We start from the raw sequence: 19,238 nt of genomic DNA on the forward strand, positions 1-19,238 counted from the left end.
GCTGAGGCAGGTCCCTGCGTTCACTCCGCTTGAGACAGTGGCTGACTGGCTTTGCGCTGATCAGCCAGCGCCGTGCGCATGTCGACGAATATCCCGCTCTTGATTCCGTAGGCATCCGGTGCATCGATCACCGCCAGCATGTCCTGCGCACGTTGTGCGGGCGAGACCATGTAACCGGGCGCCAGAGCCCGTTGCTGCAGCGCCTTGAGGTCGGCGAAGTCGGCGGTGCGCTGACTGAAACTCACCTGCCGCGACAGACCGGTGTCGACGTTGCACAGGCCGAGCACGGCGAAGAAGACCTGCGGATTTTCCTCGGCGTAGACCCCGCCCAATGCCGCCAGCGCAGCTTTCGACAAGCTGTACGGCAGCGTCCCCGCGCGAAAACGTACGCCGGCCATCGAGGCTGACAACACGCAAGTCGCCGGGCGCTGTGCTGCCGACAGCAGCAGGTCGAGCATGGCTTTATTGGCCAGAACGTTGACGTTGAGCACGTGCTGCAATTCGTCCAGAGAGAACTCCGCGCCACGTCCCGGCACGTTTCCGCTGACCCCGGCATTCAGGAAAACCCGGTCAACGCCCTGCTCCAGCAAGCCGGCAAAGTCATCCTTGAACAGCTGGCCCATCTCGCTCGGCCGGGACAGGTCGAACGGCCGAAAATGGAAGTTCGGATGATCCATCAACGCATAGGGCTGACGCCGCGAGGTGCCGAAAACCGTGTGTCCGTTGTGCAGATGCAGTTGCGCCAGCGCCTCGCCGATACCGCTGCTCACGCCAGTGATGAACACCCGTTGTCTGGCCTTGTCCCGGGCACCCGCGGCGGTGTTGCGTTTGACCGTGTGCATCAGAATTTACCGGCGGAAAAACCGCCATCGACTGGCATCACGGTCCCGGTGACAAACGACGAGGCGTCGCTCAGCAGCCACAGGATCGCCGCGGAAATCTCGCCCGGATTGGCAAAACGCTTCATCGCCGTCACTTGCAACTTGTGCCGGGTGGATTCCGGATTGGCCTTCAACCGTTCTTCGGAATTCATGCCGCCCAGCGTCGGCCCGGGGCACACCGCGTTGACCCGGATCGAATGGCGCTCGGGCAAGGCCTCTTCAGCGCATTCAATCGCACAGACCTGGGTCAGCATGTTCAACGCTGCCTTGCTGGTGGAATAGGCACTTTGCCTGGCAACCCCGAGCAGACCGGCGCAGGACGAGACGTTCACGATCGAACCGCCGGCGTGTCTGGATATCAGGTTGGTCTCGTGCTTGAGCAACAGCAACGGGCCCAGCAGGTTGATCTCCAGCACGCGCTTCCAGTCGGGAAAATCCATGTCCCGGATGGGCGCATGTTTAGAGGTGACCCCGGCATTGTTGACGGCCAGATCGAGGCGACCGTGCCGGTCATTGATGATGCGGAACAACTCGACCACCGAGGCTTCGTCGGTGACGTCGCTGCGGATGAACGTGCAGTTTTCGCCGAGGCGATTTTGCGCAGTGAGGCCATCGTCCTCGTTGCGCCCGGTGATGTAACAGATGCAGCCGGCTTCGATCAGTTTCTGGCTGACATCGAAACCGATCCCGCGTGTACCCCCGACAACGAGAGCGATCTTGGCGGTGAAGTTCATTTCAGGTTTTCCTCATAGTGCTGTTGAAGTGGTTCTGGCCGCCGATAGTCCGGATTGACGCAGCAGTACACGCGCTCGGCCATGGGCTCTTTTTTGTCGCGAAAACAAAAGGCATCGCCTCGGCAGCGGTTGACCTGATCCGCCCGGCCCGCCAACTGCTTGGCGACGAAGTGGTTGTCGGCGAGCATGGCGCGGCCGAACCCGACGAAATCGGCATCGCCGCTGGCAATGATTTCATCGGCTTGCGCCACGTCCGCGACCGAACCGGTGAAGCCGAGCGGAATGCGCACGAAGCGCTTCAGATAGCGACAGCCGTTGCGCGACATGGCCAGGGCCTGTGCGGTGTTTTTGAAAAAAAAGCGGAAGGTCTCGCTGATGCCCAGCGAACAGGTAATCGCAGCCACCCCGCTGGACTCCAGCGCGGCAACCACATCACCCAGCAACGCCGCGTGCTGTCCCTGCGCACCAAGGCCGTCGTCAATGCCCAGGCGCACGGTGACCGCGACCTTGTGGTCAGTGGCATGGCGAATGCCTTCGACAATCGCCAGCAACAGCCTGGCGCGCTTGAGTGGCGTGCCGCCCCAGTCGTCCTCACGCTGATTGGTGTTCGGCGACAGAAAGCTGCTGATCAAATAGCCGTTGGAGGCCTGCAATTGAATCAGCGTGGCACCGGCCTGCTGTGCGTAGCGGGCAGCGACACAGAATTGTTCGATGCAGCGCTGGATCTGTGCCTCGGTCATCGCCACTGCCCGTGCCTCGGGGTACGCGCTGAGGATGGTCGGGGACGCGATGGCGCTGGGGGTCAGAATGATCCCCTGCTTCGACGGCAAGGACTGCGGCCCGTAATGCTGCAGTTGCACACCTAACGGAAAACCCCGCGTCCGCGCCGCTTCGAACAACGGACGCAGGGCCTGCGCGTGGGCCGCCGAGGTCAGGCGCAGACCTCGGCTGTTGTAGCGTGCATCAGCGTCGACGCTGGCATTGCCGAGAAAACCAAAACCGGCACCGCCGTCCATCAAGGTTTGATAAACGGAAAAGAACGCCGGTCGCGGGAAGCCGTGTTCATCACACAGGTCCATGCCCAGCGAGGAGAAATACAGCCGATTCTTCGCCACCGCCTGCGTACCGAAAGGCAGCGCCTGGGTGGCCGCCGGGAAGCTATGGCTGTCGACGATCATGGCTTGAGCGCCGCGAGAGCGGGTTCATCGAGGTAAACGAAACCGCGCTTGATCATGTCGCTGATCACCTGCAAGCCGCTGAAATCCGCCTCGACAAACTCCCACGCCGCCCGCTCGCCCTGGGCGGTGCGACGAACGTTGGCAGTGAAGCTCAATTTGCCCTCGTAGACGATGTTCAGGGTGACGGGATCGGCAAGGTCCGCTTTGCTCGTTACGCAACCGCTCTTGCCCAGTCCCAACAACTGCACCTCGACCTTGCGCCCCTGCGAGTCGCTGATCGTGCAGGCCAGCTTCGATGGCTGCAGCGGGGCGAACCAGTCGTTGGAGTAGATGAAGATATTGCGGGTCTTTTCGAACAGCGGCATATCGATCACGGTGGCTTTGGTGTCGACCGTGGCGAACAGCGTCTGGCGCTGATAGAAGGCGACCCGCAGGTGGATTTTCTTCGGCGCCGTGGCATCGCTCGGGATCATGTTGTCGACCACCAGTTCGATCGGATACATCAGCTCGGCGTAGGCAAAGAAACTCGCGTTCAGCTCATTGACGCTGACGGTGACGGCGCCGCGCGCATGATCGGTGTGGTGATACAGGTGGTGATAGACCGCCTGGCGCGCCGCTTCGATGAACATCGTCCCCGGCACATGTTCGTGCGCCTTGCGGTAGAAAAAGTAATTGTCAGCGTTATTGATGAAGCGGAACGAACTGGCGCGGCGGATCGGCGGAATCGATTCGCACAGGGCGGCCACCGCAAACTCCAGGTTGTCGATCCCGGTGTCAGCCGACTGCATTTGCGCGGCAACGATCTGGTAGGGCAACGCCCTCACCCGGTTCCATTCATCAGCAGCGCCGACACCGTCCATCCGGCTCTTCTTCTGCAGAGCGGGTGCAATCTCGAAGCAGCGCTGCGGGTCAGCGCTGGCGACGAAGCTGCGCACCAACGGGTTATGCCCGTTGGCCGCGATCAGCGCTTCGTTCACATACAGCGGCAGCGCGTCTCTGGGGGCCGCAATCAAAACGTCATCTGCCGAACCTTTGTGCAGCAGGTCAGGGGCAATGCTGTCGTTATTCATCATGCTCAGCTCATCTCGGAAGTTGTTGTATTTCTTGTTGGGCGGGACTGGCGACTGCTCCGTTCAGGAGGCTTGCATCACGTCGCGTTCCTCTGCGCTCGGTTGTCTGGCGATAACGGGGGATGGCTGCCATGACTCGACCCCGTGAATGACCGGCTTGTCCGCCAGAATCTGTTCGATCAGGTCGTTCTCGCGCAGACGTGCCGCCGCGATCGAACGCGCCTTGACGTGGCCATAGCCGCGAATCGAATCCGGCAGGCTTGCCCAGGCCACGAACGCCGAGAGATTCTCCGAGTTCAATCTCGGCAGCAGGCGTTGCAGGGTCCGTTCGTAGTCGCTGAGCAAGCGGCGTTCTTCACGGCGCTCGGCGGAATAACCCAACGGGTCGAACCGGGTGTGACGCAATACCCGGCCCTTGGCGAGGACTTTCAACAAGGGCAGGATCCAGCCGGAAAAGGCGATTTTTTTCGGTTCGCCAGTGCTTTCCTGGTTCTTGCGCAGCAGGGGCAAGGCAAAGTGAAATTTCAGGCGAATGCCGCCGTCGAACCGGGCTTTGAGCGAGTCGGTGAAACGGCGGGTGGTGAGCAGCCGCGCAACTTCGTACTCGTCCTTGTAGGCCATCAGCTTGAACAGGTTGCGTGCCACCGCGTGGGTCAGCGCGCTGTCATCACCGGCCGCCGGCAGCGTGCGCAGCTGCTCGATGACCTTGCGATAACGCGCCGCATACGCTGCGTTCTGGTAGTCGGTGAGGAACTCGCTGCGGTTGTTGATCAGTTGTTCGAGGCTTTCGCGACGGCCGCGCGTGTCACTGATGTCGCGGATCGCGATCGTCGACACGGCATCCACTGCCTGATCCAGATAAGGCGCAACGAAGGTCGCGTCCTGCGCCCACAACCGGCCCCAGGCGAAAGCCAGGTGGTTGGCGGCGGCGCTGCCGGCCAAGTCGATGGCCTTTTTCAGCGCGGGCAGCGACACCGGCACCGTGCCCTTCTGCCAGGCATAGCCGAGCAACAGCATGTTGGCTTGCATCGGGCTGACCAGGCTGTTCGCCAACTCACCGGCATCGAGGCTGTGGAAGTGCTCGGCACCGACCTTGTGCTTCAGGAACGCTTGAATCGCGTCGGTTTCAATACGCAGTTGGGTGTTGCGCAACATCGCGCCGGTCTGAGTCAGGGCACTGTTGGCGATGACCACGGTTTTGTTCGGCCGCAGCGTGGCCAGCGCATCGTCTTCGCTGGCCACCACCAGATCGGCAGCGAGCAGCAGGTCGGCGCCGCCAATGTCGATGCGGTGCTGGTGCAACGCGTCGGCATCACCCGCCAGACGCACATGGCTCAACACCGCACCGCCCTTTTGCGCGAAACCGGTGAAATCGAGCACGCTGACCGCACGCCCATCGAGGTGGGCAGCCATGGCAATTGCCCGCGCCACGGTCACCACACCGGTGCCGCCAACCCCCACCAGCAGCATTTCATACGGCAGGTCTAGCGCGCGCGGTGCTGGCGGCAGCGCCAGCGCTTCGGCACGCGCCAGCACCTGAGCGCCGTCGGCCAGTTTGCGTGGAACGCGTCGCGGCTTGCCGGTCACCGTCACGAAGCTTGGGCAAAAACCCTTGATGCACGACAGATCGGTGTTGCATGAGTGCGGGTCGATGCGGCGTTTGGCGCCGAACGGTGTCTCCAGGGGAATTACCGACAGGCAGTTGGATTTGACTTGGCAATCACCGCAGCCTTCACACACGGCTTCGTTGATCACCACTTCGGTCTTCACTACGGGTGCCGGCAATTGTTTCTTGCGCCGGCGCCCTTCCACCGCGCACACCTGATCAAAAATCAGCACGCTGACGCCACGGGTTTCGCGCAGTTGCAGCTGCACCGCTTCGAGCTGTTCACGGTGAAACACTTCGATGCCCTGTGGCAGGCTGTCGTGCGCCTGATAGCGCTGCAGGTCGTCCGCCACCACCACGATCCGCTGCGTGCCTTCGGCCTTGAGCAGCTCAACGGCTTTCTTCACCGTGAGCTTGCCGTCGATCGGCTGGCCGCCGGTCATGGCTACCGCGTCGTTGTAGAGCAGCTTGTAAGTGATGGTCGCACCGGCCGCGATAGCCTGACGCACGGCGAGGAATCCGGAATGGAAAAATGTCCCGTCGCCGATATTCTGAAAGACGTGCGGGGTTTGCACGAACGGCGCCTGGCCCAACCAGTCGACGCCTTCGCCGCCCATCTGCACGCTGCCGGTAGTCGAGCGTTCCGGCATGCGCGCCGCCATCGCGTGGCAACCGATACCGAGCCGTGCTTCGCTTCCCTTGGGCACTTGAGTCGAGGTGTTGTGCGGGCAACCCGAGCACAGATAAGGCGTACGCCGAATCCAGTCTGTGACCCGCGAGACGCCGGGCATGCGCCAGAACTCCGGGAGATTCAGTTCAATGCCCAGGTCCTGCAGACGCTGCTGGAGCAGTGCGGCGAGGCGCGACGGACGCAGTTCCTCGTGATCGGAAATCAGCGGCTGGCCGTATTCATCGGTCTTGCCGATGATCGTTGCCCGCTGTTCATGCGCCGCGTTGTAGTACTTGTGCTTGAGTTGTTCTTCGACGATCGCTTGCTTCTCTTCGATGATAAGCACCTTGTCTGCGCGCTGGGTCCAGGCCTCCAGCAGCGGTGACAGCGGATACACCAGGTTGATCTTGAGCAGCGCGACGCCGGCGCTTTCCAGTTGTTCGAGGGAGATGCCGCATTGCTGCAAGGCCTGGCGCACGTCGCCATAAGCCTTGCCGACTGCGCCGATGACCAGCGCCGGCCGAGCGGGCGCGGTGACAGCGGTGTCGATCGGGTTGGCCAGCGCAAAGGCCCGGGCGGCGGCGAATTTGTACGCGGTGCGACGCTCGATCTGCATGCCGGGCAGGTCTGGCCAACGCCAGTGCAGACCATCCGGTCCCGGATCGATATCCGGCGTGACAAACGCCGGTAGCGGGATCGACTCGACAGAGGCGGTCGCCTCGACCGTCTCGGTAATGGCCTTGAAACCCACCCACAAACCTGAGGCCCGGGATAACGCCCAGCCCCATAACCCGCAGCGTTCGTAGTCGGCCAGCCCGGCCGGGTGAATCACCGGCAAACCCCAGGCCATCAGCGTGCGGTCGGATTGGTGCGACATTGATGACGATACGCAACCGTGATCGTCGCCGGTGATGACCAGCACGCCGCCGTTGGGTGACGAACCATAGGAACTGCCGTGCTTGATCGCATCACCCGAGCGGTCGACACCTGGACCCTTGCCGTACCACATGCCGAACACGCCGTCATACAGGCGCTGCGGATCGCTTTCGACACGCTGGGTACCGATCAACGCCGTGGCGGCCAGATCTTCGTTGATCGCCGGAAGAAAGCGGATGTTCGCATCCTCCAGCACCGTCTTGGCCTTGACCAGTTCGCGGTCCACGCCCCCCAGTGGTGAGCCGCGATAACCACTGACGAATCCGGCGGTACGAAGACCGTTGGAGCGATCAAGTTCAGCCTGGGACAGCAACAATCTCACCAGCGCCTGCTGACCGCTCAGAAAGATTCGTTCATTGGGCTGCGCGTGTTCCCGGCAATACATCGAGCGACTGTCATATTGCTCGATTCGCGACAATCCTTTCCGGGTGTCATCCGTCATGTTCTTGTCGGGTTGCAGGTGTTGGCGTTCTGAATCAATGGAATCTAAGTACACAGTTTCAAATCCTTATGAAAACTTCACAGTCAATGTGCTTTCTTTTGCGCAGCCAGCCTTGAAGTGCAACAGGATGGGCACTCGGCATATATAAGTACCTGAACAGCCGCACAGACAAATGCACTCGCACGGCTCCGAAACTTACCGGAAGCACATCGAGTTACTTCAGTCTTTTAAAACAGGCAGCACGAAATACAGGTACAAATTTTCAAATCCTTATGAAAATCCTGCTCTAGATAAAAGATATCCCTCGCCTCGGCGACAACAACTTTAAACCGGCGAAACTCGCTCAACCGGGCATGCGGCTTTATAAGCGCGTTACAGCTTGCATCAATGGGGTTGCCTGCAGCCGCCGACGTTATGAGCCGTTCAGAAAATGCTTGGCCTGCGACTTGAAGCGCAAACAGCTGAACAGTTTTTTTCGGTTCATTGCATGGATGAATTCGACCGAAGCCGCCGTAGCACGGGACCTTATCGAGTAATCGTCATGAATTTGGCGACGTGACAATGACGTCCTGATTTCAGTCTTCGCATGATCGTGCGCCACGTCCTGAGCAAGACAGGAAACGAGCTGATCGAGCCGAAATCGCAGAGGTTCCGATCCATTGGAATCCAGATACAAGTTTCAATTCCTTATGAAAACTTCGTGCGGCCATCCTGGTCGCTTTATTATGGCCGTTATAAACAGCCAGCATCTTGGGTGAAAAATAGTAGGTGCGGCGCCCTCAACTTGTCAATCGTTGTAACAAAGATTTAATCGACGATCGTGAATCATGAACTATCCGGTTCACGCAATCGCTACGGGCAATGAGAAATGGAATGCAGTTCGAAGCTTTACATTATCGAACTGGCTGTCCAGGTATATGAGTAAGCCCCGTGCGCTTTGGCTCATGCAAAACTTCGGCAATCGTCAGCGATTATCGGACGGGCGCGCAATGATTCGGCAATATCACTCAGCAGACATTTAAGACCAAAGTATAACTTTACAACGCCACATAATTACGGAGCCGCTTTAACCCGGTGGCAGCCATGTGACAACCTTCCAACTGCTAAACAGTTGTCGACTCAAGGTCATTCACGCCGAAGAGATACCAGGGATCGAATAGTCACCGCGCCAGCGCCTGTGGTGCGGCAGGTAATCAGCCTTTATCCTTGTCCCCCCCCGCCGTACCGTTGTCAGGAGTTTCCCCCATGCCCCATGAAGGCAATCTGCTGCAAGCCGCTGTCGTGTTTCTGTTCGCGGCCGTGCTCACCGTGCCTTTGGCCAAACGTCTGCAACTGGGCGCCGTACTCGGTTACCTGCTGGCCGGGGTGATCATCGGCCCGTCGGTGCTGGGCCTGATCGGCAATCCGCAAAGCGTGGCGCACATCTCGGAACTGGGCGTGGTGTTGCTGCTGTTCATCATCGGCCTGGAGTTGTCACCCCGGCGTTTGTGGGTGATGCGCAAATCGGTGTTCGGCGTCGGTCTGGCGCAGGTGCTGCTGACCGCGGCGGTGATCGGCGTGCTGGCGTTGTACGTGTTCGGTCAGCCGCTGAACAGTGCGATCGTGCTCGGCCTGGGTCTGGCACTGTCGTCCACCGCTTTTGGCCTGCAAAGCCTCGCCGAGCGCAAGGAACTGACCAGCCCCCACGGGCGCCTGGCGTTTGCGATTCTGCTGTTTCAGGACATCGCTGCGATCCCGTTGATCGCTCTGGTGCCGATGCTTGCGGGTGGCGGCCACGACACCGACAGCGGCAACAGTCTCAACCATGCATTGCAGGTGCTTGGCGGGATCGCCGTGGTGGTGGTCGGCGGGCGTTATCTGTTGCGTCCGGTGTTCCGCATCGTGGCGAAAACCGGTCTGCCGGAAGTGTCTACCGCCACGGCATTGCTGGTGGTGATCGGCACGGCGTGGCTGATGGATCTGGTCGGTGTGTCGATGGCACTCGGCGCGTTCCTCGCCGGCCTGCTGCTGGCGGACTCGGAATACCGCCATGAGCTGGAAGCGCAGATCGAGCCGTTCAAAGGCCTGCTGCTCGGGCTGTTTTTCATCAGTGTCGGTATGGGCGCCAACCTCAGTCTGCTGCTCAGTGCACCGGTCACCGTGCTCGGCCTGACCCTGCTGCTGATCGCCTTGAAGTTGCCGTTGCTGTTTGTGGTCGGGCGTCTGGCCGGCGGGCTGACCAAGGTCAGTGCGATTCGCCTCGGCATCGTCCTCGCGGCCGGCGGTGAATTTGCCTTTGTGGTGTTCAAGATCGGCCGCGATCAGGGCCTGTTCGAGCCGCGTCTGTATGACCTGCTGGTGCTGACCATCACCCTGTCGATGGCGCTGACGCCGCTGCTGCTGCTGATCTGCGCGCGACTGGTGAGCCCGAAAGTGCAGCCGGTGGAAGTGCCGGAGAAGTTCCGCGAAATCGACACCGAAGCACCGCGTGTGGTGATCGCCGGCATGGGCCGGATGGGTCAGATCGTGGCGCGGATTCTGCGCGCGCAGAACATCAAGTTCGTGGCGCTCGATACTTCGGTGGAAACCATTGAACTGTCGCGCAGCTTCGGCGGTGTGCCGGTGTTCTACGGCGACCCGATGCGCCCGGAAATTCTCCATGCGGCCAAGGTCGACGAGGCGGAATATTTCGTGATTGCCACCGATGATCCGGAGACCAACATCAAGACCGCCGAGATCGTGCGCAAGCTGTATCCGCAGATGAAAATCATCGCCCGCGCCCGTAACCGGCAGCACGTGCACCGTCTGGTGGATGTCGGCGCCGAAGCGATTCGTGAGACCTATTACTCCAGTCTGGAAATGAGCCGCCGCACCCTGGTCGGCCTCGGTCTGACCCAGGCCCAGGCCGATGCGCGGATCAAGCGCTTCAAGCACCACGACGAACAGGTACTGGAAGCGCAGCACGCGGTCTACGACGACGCGGCCAAAGTCCTGCAGACCGCCCAGGAAGCCCGGGCGGAACTGGCGCGGTTGTTCGAATCGGATCAGCTGGAAGAGCAATCGCGCCAGTCCTGAGCTGTTTGCACAGATCCGGATTTCCGGCAAACCAGGCAGGCGCCTTCGCGGGCAAGCCCGCTCCCACAGGTTTTGTGAACATCCGGAGAAGAGTCGCGCCAGTCCTGAGCTGTTTGCACAGATCCGGATTTCCGGCAAACCGGGCGGACGCCTTCGCGGGCAAGCCCGCTCCCACAGGTTTTGTGAACATCCGGAGAAGAGTCGCGCCAGTCCTGAGCTGTTTGCACAGATCCGGATTTCCGGCAAACCGAGCAGGCGCCTTCGCGGGCAAGCCCGCTCCCACAGGTTTTGTGAACATCCGAAGAAGAGTCGCGCCAGTCTTGAGCCGTTCGCACAGATCCGGATTTCCGGCAAACCGGGCGGACGCCTTCGCGGGCAAGCCCGCTCCCACAGGTTTTGTGAACATCCGAAGAGTCGCGTCAGTCTTGAGCTGTTTGCACAGATCCGGATTTCCGGCAAACCGGGCGGACGCCTTCGCGGGCAAGCCCGCTCCCACAGGTTTTGTGAACATCCGAAGAAGAGTCGCGCCAGTCTTGAGCCGTTTGCACAGATCCGGATTTTCGGCAAACCGGGCAGGCGCCTTCGCGGGCAAGCCCGCTCCCACAGGTTTTGTGAACGACCGAAAACCCTGTGGGAGCTGGCTTGCCAGCGAAGACGCCAGCACAGTCGCCATCAATGTTACTTGGATCAGGCCAGTTCCAGTTCTGGTTCGGCCTTGACGGGTGCGACTTCGAAGCGGTCCGCGAGAAACGGCGTGATATCCAGTGGCAGCGGTTCATCGTTGACCAGTTTGTCCAGCAGCACCCCGGTAATCGCCGAGGTCAGGATGCCGGTGCGGAAGTGGCCGCAGGCATTCAGGTAGCCTTCGACGCCGCGCATCGGCCCGAGAATCGGTAGTTCATCCGGCGAGCCCGGACGCAATCCCGCCCAGGTGCGTTTGAGGTTGATGTCCTTGAGTTCCGGCAGGCAGCGCACCGCGCCCTGCACCAGCCCGGCGATTTCCGGGTAGGTGGTGGTGACGTCGAAGCCTTTGTCTTCGGTGGTGCTGCCGATCAGGATCTCGCCGTTGTCCTTCTGCGCCACGTAGCAGTCGCTGGTGGTCAGGCAGCCGTTGAGGATCTTCGGCATGCGTTCGGTCAGCAGAATCTGGCCCTTGACCGGTTTCACCGGAATGCGAATACCCGTCGCCCACTCGCTCAGGTCTGCCGCCCAAGCGCCGCCGGCGTTGATCAGGGTCTTGCAGTGGAACACGCCCTCCTCGGCGGTCTGCACGCCGGTAACGCGAGTGCCGTGGTGCAACACCCCGGTAACGTTGGTGTTGACGAAAATATCCACGCCGTTTTGCCGCGCGCCTTCCATGTAGGCATCGGCCAGACGGAACGGGCTGACCTGGTGATCGCAGAGAAACTCCAGCGCCCCTCGGGCCTCGTGGCTGACGCTCGGTTCGGCCTCACGCAACGCCGCCTGATCGAGCCAGCGCACCTGATCGGCGAGGTGTGGAATGCAACTGACAATGTGCTCGGCGTAGAGCCGGTCTTCGTCGTCATAGATGACGAATTTCAACCCGGTCTTTTCGAACTTGAAATCCATGCCGTGGTTGTCTTTCAGCTCACGGTGCAACACCGGATACAGCGCGTTGGACTGCAAAGCGAAATCGAAGAACGACTGCGGCAGAATGTGCGGCGTGCTGGCGTCCACCGCCACCGCCGCACCCTGGGTGGCGCGCTTGCGATTGGCCGACATCATGCGGAAGAAAATCACCCCGCAACCAAGCCCCACCGACTCACCGATGGCCCACAAGCCGCCGGCCGAGGCGCGGGTCGCGTTGCCCGGACGCTTCGCATCGATCAGCGCGACCTTGAGGCCCTGGCGCTTGGATAACTGATAGGCGCAAGACGCACCAATCACACCGCCGCCGGCGATGATCACGTCGTAGAACTTACTCATGGGAAGCGGCCTCCGTGCCGACAGACGGGAACGCGGAAAAAGGAATCGGATCGATCGGGAAGCGCGGGCGCAACCAGCCGACGTCCTTGCGCCCGGTGGCCTGGCGCAGACGGTCGCTGCAGTAGCCGACGCACATCCGCCCCTGGCAATCGCCCATGCTCACCCGGGTGCGCATCTTCAGGCTGGCGATGTCTTGCACGCCCTGCTCCAGCGCCCGATCGATGTCGGCGCGGGTCGCGTGTTCGCAACGGCAGATCACCGTGTCCGCCGCCGGCAACGCGGTCTGGCCGATGCCGCGTTCGGTGTAGCGGTCCACCGCGGCACGGAAGCGCACGATGGTTTTCAGTTTGCTCAAGTAACGATCGCGGCGCACCCGCGCCAGATCCTCTTCGATGATCCCGCGTTGCAGCAGAATCGAGGTCGCGGCGATCTTGCCGGCGAGCATCGCCGCTTCACCGCCCCGAATCCCGCCCATGTCGCCGGCCAGGTGCACGTGCGCTTCATTGCTCTGCTGCCAGAGATTCGAATTGGCGCGCAGGTAGCCGTCGTCGCTGAAGCCGTGATCGAGGCCCATCTGCTGGCTGAGTTGGGTACGCGGGATAAAGCCGTAGCCGACCGCCAGGGTTTGCGCTTCAAAGCGTTCGACACGGGTCAGGTCCGGCTCCCAGGTGGCCGAGTATGGCGCGACGCTGACGCTTTTCAGCTCATCCTCGCCGTGGGCTTCAACGATGCCCCAGCCGTAGTTCATCGGGATGCCATGCAGTTTCAGGTAGGCGAGCATGCTCAGGCCATCAAGGAACAGCTGCGGCTTGTTCAGCAGCGCCAGACTTTCGCGGGCGATCTTGCTGAACGCACAGGCTTCATACACGCCGGCGACTTTGACCCCGGAGGCGTGCAACTGAGTTGCCACCAGCGGCAGCAACGGCCCGGTGCCGGCGATGATCACCGGTCCCTGCGGCTTGACCACGCCACTTTTGATCTGCAGTTGCAGACCGCCGAGCATCATCACTCCCGGCAGTGTCCAGCCGGGGAACGGCACGCTGCGTTCGTGGCAACCGGCGGCCAGCAGCAACTGCGGGTAATGGATTTCGTGCAGTTGCTCGTCGCCATCCAGCACCACCAGCGCCCGGGTGCCTTCGGCGCCGACCACGCGGTGGTTGAGGCGCACGTCGATCAGCCCCGATTGCTCCTGGAAATCGCCGTGCAGTTTGCTCAGCGCTTCGGAATAACGCGGCCCCAGATAATCCAGCTGCACGCCATCACGCAGCGGCCCGCGATAGACCACACCGCCCAGGCGTGAGGCTTCTTCGAGCAAGGTGCAGCGCACGCCGTGGCGCGCCAGTTCGATGGCCGCCGCCATCCCCGCCGGGCCGCCACCGACGATCAGCGGTTGCTGGCTCATACGCGCTCCTGCCCGGCGATGCGGTTGACCCGGGTTTCAATCTGCATGCCATCGCGCACCACCGTCTGGCAGGCGCGGCGCTTGTGGCGGCCGTTGATTTTCACCAGACAGCACTGGCACACGCCCATGCCGCAGTAGGCGCCGCTGATCTGGTCGTGATCATTGCGTGCGATCTGACGCACGCCGAGGGACTGGATAACGCTGAGCACGGTTTCGCCGATCGCGGCAGTCACCGGTTGGCCGTTGATGTGCACGGTCATGTCCGCCTGGGCCAGCGGCTGGATATCGAAGGTTCTTTCTAGGCAGTGCATTGCAATGTTCATCCGTGAAGGTTTGGTGGGTGTCAGCTCCTTGCTGCACTCTGCCCGGCGCCCGTTGTAATTTTTGGTGGGGTCTGCCTGGCGACTCCATGAGCGCAGCAAATCGCGCACTGGAGCACTGTAGTCGATACCGCGGCAAGGGTCTGGTTCTTTTAAATTAGGAGAAATCGCCAAAGCGAATATTGATCCAGATCGGTAAATCAACTGCGCCTGTATGGATCCCGGTATGTCCGTCTGTTTATCCGCTCCCCGCATTCCCCCCTGTAGGAGCTGCCGAAGGCTGCGATCTTTTGACGTTGTTTTTCAAGATCAAAAGATCGCAGCCTTCGGCAGCTCCTACAGGGAATCGTGACAGGCAGCAAAATGTGACAGGCGTGGGAAATGTGGCGGGCATGAAAATGGCGCAAACATGAAAAAACCGCTTCCACCGTGAAGTGAAAGCGGCCGAGGCAAAGGCCTCAATAGAGCAGTCGGATCAGTGTACGAACAGCGCAATCAGGATGATGATCGGGATCGGTACACCAAGGAAAAACAGCAGTAATGAGCGCATGGTCATGCTCCTTGTTGAGCGTTAACGAACAGGGGTCGTGGTGGTATAGGTTTCGACTTCGACGTACTCAACCGCATCGCGGCGGCGACCGCCATAAGTGGCAGCCAGGCTAGCGAAGAAGGCACCGGCGAGCAGTGCGATGAACATCCACAGCGAGGTCCAGGCGGCAACCTTGGCGGCGGTGTCGGCGGCTTGTTGTGCTTTCACTTTGGCGTCGGCGATGGCTTTCTGGGTGCGGGCATAGATTTCGTCCACGCGACGTTCAGCATCGGCCTGGCTCAGGTTGGTACGCTGGGCGACCAGTTGCGCGAGATAGGTGCGGTCTTCAGGGCTGAGTTGGCCGTTGGCCAGGCTCTGGGCGAAGATCCGGGTGACGGTGCCACGGGCTGCGTCATCGCTGACCGCCGCAGGACGATCGTCACGGAACAGGCTGTCGACGAAGTAGCCGTACTGATCGCTGTTGGTGTTGGCAGCAGCCGAGCCGGCAGCTTGCGTAGCGGCCGCTGCGGCACCACCGGCGACGCTGGCACCGGCCTGCACGCCACCGCTGATCACACTGCTGACCGAGCCGACGACCAGAATCGCGGTGACCAGCGTGGCCACACACCAGGCGAGGAAGCCGTGGGCGGTATCACGGAAATACACTTCATCCCCATGCATGTTGGCCCACTTCACTCGCAGGCGACCGGCAATGTAGCCACCCAGGCCGGAAGCGATGATTTGCGTCGCCGCCAGCCAGACAATCGTGGAAATCCCCAGACCCTTCGCGCTGATGCCCTCTCCCGCCCATGGCGACACTGCAGAGAAGCCAAGACCGAAGCCCAGCAGCACCAAAATCATCGACAGTGCTGCGGCCGCCGCTGCGCCGGCGAAAATCGCGCCCCAGGACACGCCCGAGACGTTACTCGACTCTCCCTCGTAAGCAGCATAAAAACCATCTGAGGATCTATTCATTGTTGTAGTGCTCCAGGCATGAAAAATAGTGTTACAACTCGTCAAGCGATGAATTGCAGCGACCGTGCCATTTGCCTGGATTAAATAAATCGTTAGATTTCAATGTCTTAAAAAGACTGAACTTCTGCACTCATTGCAATTTGCAACAATGCGCGCAAAGCAGCGGGTTTTCTGCATTGACGACAAAACGACAACCCCCGCCGGTTTTGCCTTGGTGCAGGCTATACATGAAAGTTAATTTAAAGCGCGCCGGAAAATACTTGGCAAAATGCTGCCATTCCGTTTGAACCGATCAAGGCTTGCTCTATGACTCGTATTTTGACCATCGAAGACGATGCCGTGACTGCCCGTGAAATCGTCGCCGAACTCAGCAGTCACGGCCTGGAAGTGGACTGGGTCGACAACGGCCGCGAAGGCCTCGACCGTGCCGTCAGCGGCAACTACGACCTGATCACCCTCGACCGCATGCTGCCGGAGCTCGATGGCCTGGCCATCGTCACCACCCTGCGCACCATGGGCGTGGCCACGCCGATTCTGATGATCAGCGCCCTCTCCGATGTCGACGAGCGCGTGCGCGGTCTGCGCGCCGGCGGTGATGACTACCTGACCAAACCGTTCGCCACCGACGAGATGGCCGCGCGGGTCGAAGTGCTGTTGCGCCGGCAGAACAGCGTCGCCACTCAGGCCACCACGCTGCAGGTCGCCGACCTCGAACTGGACCTGATCAGCCACGAAGCGCGCCGCGCCGATCAGGTGCTGACGCTGCTGCCGACCGAATACAAGCTGCTCGAATTCCTCATGCGCAACAGCGGGCAGATCCTCTCGCGGATGATGATTTTCGAAGAAGTCTGGGGTTATCACTTCGACCCGGGCACCAACCTGATCGACGTACACATCGGACGTCTGCGCAAAAAGATCGACGCGGCGGGCCATGTTCCGTTGATTCGCACGGTACGGGGCTCGGGTTATGTCATTGCCGAACCCGTCTGACGGCTGGCGTTCCTCCAGCAGCCGACTGCTGGCGCTGTACAGTTCGCTGTTCGTGGCCTGGAGCGCGATCCTCATGGGGGTCATGTATTTCGAGGTGTCCAGCTACCTAGACAACCTCGCCAAGCATTCGCTGATGCAGCGTCAGCATCTGTTTTCGCACTTTCGCGGTGAGCAACTGGAAGAAGCGCTCGCCGCCAGCATGACCTTCGACATCCGCGGCATCGACGCTTATGGCCTGTTCGACGCCCAGGGCATGTACCTCGGCGGCGCCCTGCAGCAACTGCCCGAAGGCCTGCCGCTGGACGGCAAGATCCACACCCTCGATGATTGCGCCGACTCCGACGATCCGACTCTGCCCGCCGACAGCTGCGACGCCGTGGCAACCCAGACCCGCGACGGCCGCTGGCTGGTGCTGCTGCGCGACAATGGTTCGCTGTTCGCGGTGACGCGGATCATTCTGCATGCGCTGTTCTGGGGTGTGTCACTGACCATTCTGCCGGGGATTGCCGGCTGGCATCTGCTGCGGCGCCGGCCGATGCGCCGGATCCGCGCGATTCAGGACAGCGCCCAGGCGATTGTCGCCGGCGACCTGACCCACCGCTTGCCGCTGTCCAACCGCCGCGACGAACTGGACATGCTCGCCGCCATCGTCAACGCCATGCTCGACCGCATCGAACGGCTGATGCACGAAGTCAAAGGCGTGTGCGACAACATCGCCCATGACCTGCGCACGCCGCTGACGCGCTTGCGCGCGCAGTTGTATCGCATGCAGCAGCAGGCCGGCGAAGGTTCGCAGGAAGCGGCGCAACTGGATCTGGTACTGGCCGAAGCGGACACGCTGATGGCGCGGTTTCGCGGCTTGCTGCGGATTTCCGAGCTGGAAGATCGCCAGCGCCGCTCAGGGTTTGTCGAGCTTGATCCGGTGCAATTGCTCGAAGAACTGCATGAGTTTTACCTGCCGCTGGCAGAAGAAGGCGAGCTACTGTTCGTGCTGAACATGCCGGAAACCCTGCCGCAGCTGAACGGTGACCGGGCGCTGCTGTTCGAGGCGCTGGCGAATCTGCTGAGCAACTCGATCAAATTCACCCCGGCCGGCGGCACAGTAATTCTGCGTGGAGTCAATGATGGCGGGCATACGCGGATCGAAGTCCACGACTCCGGCCCCGGCATTCCCGAGGCCGAACGTGAGGCGGTGTTCCAGCGCTTCTATCGCGCCGAGGGCGGGCAACCGCAAAGCGGCTTTGGCCTGGGCCTGTCGATTGTCGCGGCGATTGTCAGCCTGCATGGCTTCAATCTTGAGGTAGGTAGCAGTGAGTTGGGCGGCGCGAAGCTGGTGCTGGATTGCCGGCAGCGGTTGATCGCCAATTCCTGATATGACGTGGATCCCCCTGTGGGAGCGAGCTTGCTCGCGAAGGCGGTGTGTCAGTCACTGAAAATGTTGACTGGTCCGACGCCTTCGCGAGCAAGCTCGCTCCCACAGGGTTTTGCGTTTTGTCTGTAAATATTCAGATCGCCATACTGTCGACTACGCCGCCATCCACGCGCAAGGCTGCACCGGTGGTGGCCGAGGAAAACGGCGAAGCGATGTAGGTGACCAGATGCGCCACCTCGGCGACGTCGGCCACACGCTGGATGATCGACGTCGGCCGCGCGCGGCGCACAAAGGCGTCGGCTTCTTCGCGCAGGTTACGCCCGGACTCGGCCGCAGCGTCCTTGAGCATATGTTCCACGCCACCGGTAAAGGTCGGCCCCGGCAGCACCGCATTGACCGTCACCCCGGTGCCAGCCAGCCGCTTGGCCAGACCATGGGACACCGCAAGGTTGGCGCTTTTGGTGACGCCGTAATTCAGCATGTCGGCCGGCGTCGCCACGCCGGATTCCGACGACAGGAAAATCACCCGGCCCCAGCCCTGCTCGACCATCCCCGGCACGTAATGCCGCGACAGGCGCACGCCGGAAATCACGTTGACCTCATAGAAACGCGTCCACTCGCTGTCCGGCGTGTCGAAGAAATCCACCGCGTCGAAGATCCCGAGGTTGTTCACCAGAATGTCTGCGCGCGGTTCGGCGGCGAACAGCTTTTCGGCGCCTTCGGCGGTGCCCAGATCGGCGGTCAGCCCGCGCAATTGCGCAGCCGGCACCTGCTGACGAATGCTGGCCAGCGCCTGCTCGACCTTGGCCGTCTCGCGGCCAATCACCACCACCGTGGCGCCGGCTTCGGCCAGCGACTGGCTGATGCCCAGCCCGATGCCACCGGTGCTGCCGCTGACGATGGCCAGTTTTCCACTCAAGTCGATTTTCATGGGTTTACCTCTTCGATGGGCAAGACACGGAAAATACAAGGAATGGATCAGCGTAGACGCGATATTGCTCAAGCAAAGACATTGCCGACCGACGACCGGAGCAACACCACAGATACCCCCTGTAGGAGCTGCCGCAGGCTGCGATCTTTTGATCTTGCTTTTTAAAAACAAAGTCAAAAGATCGCAGCCTGCGGCAGCTCC

At 61.2% G+C, this 19,238-nt stretch carries 13 protein-coding genes; 3 read left to right on the plus strand and 10 right to left on the minus strand.

All coding sequences use genetic code 11. The features are described from left to right. Window positions 1-20 precede the first annotated feature (20 nt). From ACXR0M_RS08695 to ACXR0M_RS08715, 5 genes are read right to left on the minus strand one after another with little or no spacing between them, the layout of a single operon-like run. Window positions 21-842, minus strand: coding sequence for an SDR family oxidoreductase (locus tag ACXR0M_RS08695; RefSeq protein ID WP_458831517.1), 822 nt, complete (start codon window positions 840-842; stop codon window positions 21-23). Beyond that, the gene (locus tag ACXR0M_RS08700) at window positions 842-1,615 is read right to left on the minus strand and encodes an SDR family NAD(P)-dependent oxidoreductase (RefSeq protein ID WP_458831518.1); all 774 of its coding nucleotides are present in this window, start codon (window positions 1,613-1,615) and stop codon (window positions 842-844) included. The genes ACXR0M_RS08695 and ACXR0M_RS08700 overlap by 1 nt, the downstream gene beginning before the upstream one ends. Beyond that, window positions 1,612-2,793 carry an oxidoreductase gene (locus ACXR0M_RS08705; protein ID WP_458831519.1) on the minus strand — a complete coding sequence of 394 codons (1,182 nt, stop codon included), beginning with the start codon at window positions 2,791-2,793 and terminating at the stop codon, window positions 1,612-1,614. Before ACXR0M_RS08705 ends, ACXR0M_RS08700 begins: the two co-directional genes overlap by 4 nt. Further along, on the minus strand, window positions 2,790-3,866 hold the full coding sequence (locus ACXR0M_RS08710; protein ID WP_458831520.1) for an AfsA-related hotdog domain-containing protein: 1,077 nt from the start codon (window positions 3,864-3,866) through the stop codon (window positions 2,790-2,792). The genes ACXR0M_RS08705 and ACXR0M_RS08710 overlap by 4 nt, the downstream gene beginning before the upstream one ends. Before the next feature lie 60 nt (window positions 3,867-3,926). Further along, window positions 3,927-7,571: an indolepyruvate ferredoxin oxidoreductase family protein gene (locus ACXR0M_RS08715; RefSeq protein WP_458831521.1), complete on the minus strand. Its 3,645-nt coding sequence runs from the start codon at window positions 7,569-7,571 to the stop codon at window positions 3,927-3,929. Window positions 7,572-8,762: 1,191 nt separating this feature from the next. On the opposite strand from ACXR0M_RS08715, the gene ACXR0M_RS08720 reads away from it, so the two are divergent. After that, entirely contained in the window at window positions 8,763-10,571 is a 1,809-nt protein-coding gene (locus ACXR0M_RS08720; protein ID WP_458831522.1) for a monovalent cation:proton antiporter-2 (CPA2) family protein, read from the plus strand. A gap of 687 nt (window positions 10,572-11,258) precedes the next feature. On the opposite strand, the gene hcnC is transcribed toward ACXR0M_RS08720, so the two are convergent. From hcnC to ACXR0M_RS08740, 4 genes are all read right to left on the minus strand, one after another. Next, on the minus strand, window positions 11,259-12,518 hold the full coding sequence (hcnC, locus tag ACXR0M_RS08725; protein WP_458831523.1) for a cyanide-forming glycine dehydrogenase subunit HcnC: 1,260 nt from the start codon (window positions 12,516-12,518) through the stop codon (window positions 11,259-11,261). After that, window positions 12,511-13,920 carry a cyanide-forming glycine dehydrogenase subunit HcnB gene (hcnB, locus tag ACXR0M_RS08730; RefSeq protein ID WP_458831524.1) on the minus strand — a complete coding sequence of 470 codons (1,410 nt, stop codon included), beginning with the start codon at window positions 13,918-13,920 and terminating at the stop codon, window positions 12,511-12,513. The genes hcnC and hcnB overlap by 8 nt, the downstream gene beginning before the upstream one ends. Beyond that, entirely contained in the window at window positions 13,917-14,231 is a 315-nt protein-coding gene (locus tag ACXR0M_RS08735; protein WP_458831525.1) for a (2Fe-2S)-binding protein, read from the minus strand. Before ACXR0M_RS08735 ends, hcnB begins: the two co-directional genes overlap by 4 nt. A gap of 580 nt (window positions 14,232-14,811) precedes the next feature. Continuing rightward, on the minus strand, window positions 14,812-15,744 hold the full coding sequence (locus ACXR0M_RS08740; protein WP_458831526.1) for a hypothetical protein: 933 nt from the start codon (window positions 15,742-15,744) through the stop codon (window positions 14,812-14,814). Window positions 15,745-16,050: 306 nt separating this feature from the next. Between ACXR0M_RS08740 and ACXR0M_RS08745 the strand changes: the two genes are divergently transcribed. Continuing rightward, window positions 16,051-16,734 carry a response regulator transcription factor gene (locus tag ACXR0M_RS08745; RefSeq protein WP_458831527.1) on the plus strand — a complete coding sequence of 228 codons (684 nt, stop codon included), beginning with the start codon at window positions 16,051-16,053 and terminating at the stop codon, window positions 16,732-16,734. Next, on the plus strand, window positions 16,712-18,106 hold the full coding sequence (locus tag ACXR0M_RS08750) for a sensor histidine kinase (RefSeq protein ID WP_458831528.1): 1,395 nt from the start codon (window positions 16,712-16,714) through the stop codon (window positions 18,104-18,106). Before ACXR0M_RS08745 ends, ACXR0M_RS08750 begins: the two co-directional genes overlap by 23 nt. Window positions 18,107-18,239: 133 nt before the next feature. Here ACXR0M_RS08750 and ACXR0M_RS08755 read toward each other — a convergent pair whose 3' ends face one another. Beyond that, complete coding sequence (locus ACXR0M_RS08755) at window positions 18,240-19,037, minus strand: SDR family NAD(P)-dependent oxidoreductase (protein WP_458831529.1); 798 nt, start codon at window positions 19,035-19,037, stop codon at window positions 18,240-18,242. Window positions 19,038-19,238: the final 201 nt, after the last annotated feature.

The sequence above is a fragment of the Pseudomonas sp. Eth.TT006 genome (assembly GCF_054456575.1).